This is a genomic window from Photorhabdus temperata (genome assembly GCF_025384845.1).
Lineage (GTDB): Bacteria > Pseudomonadota > Gammaproteobacteria > Enterobacterales > Enterobacteriaceae > Photorhabdus > Photorhabdus temperata.
On the sequence record NZ_JAJAFX010000122.1, the window covers coordinates 1 to 4,119 of the forward strand.

At 39.5% G+C, this 4,119-nt stretch carries 3 protein-coding genes and 4 tRNA genes; 1 reads left to right on the forward strand and 6 read right to left on the reverse strand.

Translation table 11 applies throughout. The features are described from left to right. Nucleotides 1-136 precede the first annotated feature (136 nt). The 4 genes from LGZ99_RS23515 to LGZ99_RS23530 all read right to left on the reverse strand — a co-directional run bounded on the left by LGZ99_RS23515 (nt 137) and on the right by LGZ99_RS23530 (nt 573). Nucleotides 137-212: transfer RNA gene (locus LGZ99_RS23515), tRNA-Thr, on the reverse strand. Nucleotides 213-218: 6 nt separating this feature from the next. Beyond that, a tRNA-Gly gene (locus LGZ99_RS23520) sits at nt 219-293 on the reverse strand. A gap of 103 nt (nt 294-396) precedes the next feature. Next, nucleotides 397-481 (reverse strand) — tRNA-Tyr (locus tag LGZ99_RS23525). A 16-nt stretch (nt 482-497) separates the two neighbouring features. Next, nucleotides 498-573, reverse strand: a tRNA-Thr gene (locus LGZ99_RS23530). 430 nt (nt 574-1,003) lie between these two features. Between LGZ99_RS23530 and coaA the strand changes: the two genes are divergently transcribed. Beyond that, nucleotides 1,004-1,954 carry a type I pantothenate kinase gene (gene coaA / locus LGZ99_RS23535; RefSeq protein ID WP_262979750.1) on the forward strand — a complete coding sequence of 317 codons (951 nt, stop codon included), beginning with the start codon at nt 1,004-1,006 and terminating at the stop codon, nt 1,952-1,954. Between the two features lie 43 nt (nt 1,955-1,997). Here coaA and birA read toward each other — a convergent pair whose 3' ends face one another. Next, entirely contained in the window at nt 1,998-2,957 is a 960-nt protein-coding gene (birA, locus tag LGZ99_RS23540; RefSeq protein WP_262979751.1) for a bifunctional biotin--[acetyl-CoA-carboxylase] ligase/biotin operon repressor BirA, read from the reverse strand. Further along, nucleotides 2,954-3,979, reverse strand: coding sequence for a UDP-N-acetylmuramate dehydrogenase (gene murB / locus LGZ99_RS23545; RefSeq protein WP_262979752.1), 1,026 nt, complete (start codon nt 3,977-3,979; stop codon nt 2,954-2,956). Before murB ends, birA begins: the two co-directional genes overlap by 4 nt. Nucleotides 3,980-4,119: the final 140 nt, after the last annotated feature.

Below are 4,119 nucleotides of genomic sequence, written 5' to 3' on the forward strand. Positions count from 1 at the left end.
TTACGTTCAAACTTTTCTTTAGACATTAGATTGTCCCTCTAAGACACGGAATCGGTAGTTTCACCACATCAACCAAGCAGTTGCTTGTTGAATATTGCTTACAGGAAGAAAACCAGGAGACAAGGGCATAAGGAAGTGGTGCTGATAGGCAGATTCGAACTGCCGACCTCACCCTTACCAAGGGTGTGCTCTACCAACTGAGCTATATCAGCACATCTTGGAGCGGGCAGCGGGAATCGAACCCGCATCATCAGCTTGGAAGGCTGAGGTAATAGCCATTATACGATGCCCGCATTGAACTCGGCTACCTGACTTTAATCAACTGTACATGTATCTCAATGTGCTTCGCTTGGAGTAACTACTCGAGCAGAACACTCAAGACTAAATCTGATTGTTTGGTGGTGGGGGAAGGATTCGAACCTTCGAAGTCTGTGACGGCAGATTTACAGTCTGCTCCCTTTGGCCGCTCGGGAACCCCACCCTATCCAAATTTTTAATGGTGCCGGCACCAAGAGTCGAACTCGGGACCTACTGATTACAAGTCAGTTGCTCTACCAACTGAGCTATGCCGGCATCAAGTGCTGCGCATTCTAGGCAGTGTGAACACTCTATGCAACAAAAAAATTGCCTCAACCTGATCATTTGGTCACAAAACGCTCATTTTTATCTGATCAGCTGCTTTTTTCAATAGATTCAGACCAAATAATAAACAAAAAATTATCTATAACTATTAAGGAACTGATTATTATCCTCTATAAAACTCGATAAATTACTTCATTTGCCGTCAGTTAAATTTCCATCATTAAACAAACAACCTAAGCTAGCAGTAAGTAAAACAACTCAATTTTTTACAATTCTGCATTTCTTATCAAAAAAAACCGCCAAAAATACAAAAAAGCCTACGCCTGTCGCTCTTCAGTCGATATGATGCGATTTATTTTTTGTCGGGTACAGATTGTTATTACAACCTGTCCAACCTGCACAAACAGGCAGATGTTGGTTTATGAATAAAAAAGAACCTTTTTTGGCTACTCCATATTTGCAATTCAATCGTGAACAATGGGCAACCTTACGTGATTCAGTTCCACTGACATTAACAAAAGAAGAATTAATTGATTTAAAAGGGATCAATGAAGAAATTTCTTTAGAAGAAGTTGTTGAGATTTACCTTCCTTTATCTCGTTTACTTAATTTTTATATCAGCTCAAATCTACGTCGCCAAGCAGTACTCGAACAATTCCTAGGCACTGATGGACAAAAGGTCCCTTACGTCATAGGCATTGCTGGCAGTGTTGCTGTTGGCAAAAGTACTACTGCACGTCTATTACAAGCACTGCTGAGTCGTTGGCCTGAACACAGAAGTGTAGAATTAATTACTACAGATGGCTTTCTACATTCTAACAGCGTGCTAAATGAACGTGGATTGATGAAAAAGAAAGGGTTCCCACAATCATACGATATGCATAGCCTAGTGAAATTTGTATCTAATATTAAATCAGGGTCCAAACCAGTATCTGCACCAGTTTACTCTCATCTTACCTATGATATCGTACCAAATGAACAAAAGTTCATTGAACAACCAGATATTTTGATTCTGGAAGGCCTGAATGTATTACAAAGCGGTATGGATTATCCCCATGACCCACACCATGTATTTGTCTCTGATTTTGTCGACTTCTCTATCTACGTCGACGCACCAGAAAAATTACTCCAAAGTTGGTATATCAGTCGGTTCCTAAAATTTCGTCAGGGTGCCTTTTCAGATCCAGATTCTTATTTCCACAGTTATTCCAAGTTATCAGAAGAAGAGGCCATAAACATTGCATCTGATATCTGGCAAGAGATCAATGGCTTAAACTTGCAACAAAATATTCTACCAACGCGAGAACGAGCAAGCCTAATCATGACAAAAGGCACGAATCACACTATTGAAAGCGTAAGGTTACGTAAGTAAAAATAGTTTCCGAACCCGGAAGATATCTCTCTTCCGGTTGTTCTTAACAACCTCTCAAAGAAATCTCACCACCGATATATGGAGTAATTACACCATTCTGATCAAGTAACAAAGCACCTTGCTGATTAATACCTCTGGCTATGCCATAAACTTCCTGACTACCAATAATTAATTTTACTGGTCTATCCATAAAATTATCTAACTCAAACCACCGGGAAATAAATGAAGACAAACCTTCATTTTCAAACTGCATTAGAGCTTTCCTCAGATCAAGTATTATTTCTACAGCCAATTTATTACGATCAATTTCAATTCCAGCCTGCTGCAAATTAACCCATTGCTGATTAATAGATCCTTCGTCCTTATGATCCATCGCAATATTTATACCTGCACCAATCACAACCTGAGCAGCATCACCAGTTTTTCCCATTAATTCGACTAAAATTCCTGCTAACTTCTTGTCATCAAGATATAAATCATTTGGCCATTTTACTCTAATTTTATCAGCGCCAAATCGATGCAATACTTCAGCAATAACAATACCGACAACCAGACTCAATCCGATTGCCGCAGCTGGTCCTTGTTCAAGACGCCAATACATAGATAAGTAAAGATTCTTACCAAAGGGAGAAATCCATTTCCGTCCACGCCTCCCTCTGCCAGCATACTGGTATTCTGCAACACAGGCATCCCCTGACTTTAACTCAGATAAACGTTCAAGTAGATACTGATTAGTCGAATCAATAACTGGCAAAACAGCTATACGATCCTGGGGTAAATATTGCAAAATAGTGCATTCATCAAGTAGCTGCATAGGTGCCATGAGGCTATAACCTTTGCCAGGAGCAGTTTCCAGTTCAATTCCCCATTTACGAATTGTCTGTATATGCTTATTAATTCCAGCCCTACTCATCCCTAAATCTTGCCCCAGTTGTTGACCAGAATGGACTTCACCATCAGACAAAATTTTAATCAATTGTAATGGTACGGTTATATCTTTCATGAAATACATTCCACAGCATCAATTTCGCCTTTAGAACCAATAAAACGCACCTCAGGTTCAAGTAATACACCAAACTTACTTATCACTTGCTGGCGAATATAGGCAGCCAATGCGATTATATCCCTACCTGTCGCATTTCCCTGATTTATCAATACTAGAGCTTGCCTGAGATGCACAGATGCACCACCGATGCGATAACCTTTTAAATTACACCGTTCAATGAGCCAACCTGCCGCTAATTTGAACATCCCATTAGCATGAGGATACTGGGGGCTATCAGGGTAATTTTCTTTAATTTTTACCGCAACTTCCGCACTGACAATTGGATTCTTAAAGAAACTACCTGCATTTCCTGTTATTGCAGGATCAGGTAATTTACTGGTGCGCATTGTACATACTGAATCAAAGATCTGCTGAGGAGTTACACTACCTCTCGACAACCTAGTCAAATCACCATAGCTCAACATCGGCTGCCAATTCTTCTTCAACAGTAAGCCTACAGAGATAATAAAATAACTTTCTTGATATTTATGCTTGAAAACACTATCTCGATACCCAAACTGACACTCATCAACACTAAGACGCGTTTGTTCTCCAGTTTCCAGACTCAGGACATCTACGTACTCACATACATCTCTAAATTCAATACCATATGCGCCAATATTTTGAATCGGCGCCGCACCAGCACAACCAGGAATTAATGCCAGATTCTCTAACCCATAAATCTGATTTTTAAGAGAATAACAAACTAACTCGTGCCAATTTTCTCCTGCTCCTACATGTAGGCGCCATGATTCATCAGTTTCCTGGTATTGAATCCCCATAATTCTATTCAGAATCACAGTTCCTTCAAAATCTTCAGTAAATAAGACATTACTACCCCCACTAAGCAGCAGTACAGGTTGTTTTTGGCTTTTGGCTTTCTGCCATAAAGCTAATAAAGATTCAGCAGATTCAGCTATATCTAAACATTTAGCATGGGCTGATAACCCAAAAGTATTAAACTCTTTAAGGGAAAGCATTTACTCAATACTCAATAAAGCCATTTAATAAGTAGTTTATCAGCCTATAGACATGGAAAACAGTTGGAAAACAAAGTTAGTTTTTTCGCTAAACGCAAAAAGGCCACCCTCTTGGGTAGCCTTTTCGTCTTAAAATAAAG